At 50.0% G+C, this 254-nt stretch carries 1 rRNA gene; it reads left to right on the top strand.

Features of this window, described 5'->3' with window-relative positions:
• Positions 1-254: ribosomal RNA gene (locus KJS69_RS29465) — 23S ribosomal RNA — on the top strand; the annotation flags it as partial.

Here is a 254-nt window from a genome sequence, read left to right as displayed (position 1 = left end):
CAAAGACAACCAGGATGTTGGCTTAGAAGCAGCCACCATTGAAAGAGTGCGTAATAGCTCACTGGTCGAGTGACTCTGCGCCGAAAATGTAACGGGGCTAAACACACCACCGAAGCTGTGGCAGGAGGATCTTCGGATCACTCTTGGGTAGGGGAGCGTTGTATGCAGATTGAAGGTAGATCGTGAGGACTGCTGGACCGCATACAAGTGAGAATGCCGGTATGAGTAACGAAAAGACAAGTGAGAATCTTGTC

The organism is Paenibacillus sp. J2TS4, assembly GCF_018403245.1.
Taxonomy (GTDB): domain Bacteria; phylum Bacillota; class Bacilli; order Paenibacillales; family NBRC-103111; genus Paenibacillus_L.
Note: the sequence above shows the minus strand (reverse complement) of the source record. Positions and strands in the feature narration are given on the sequence as shown.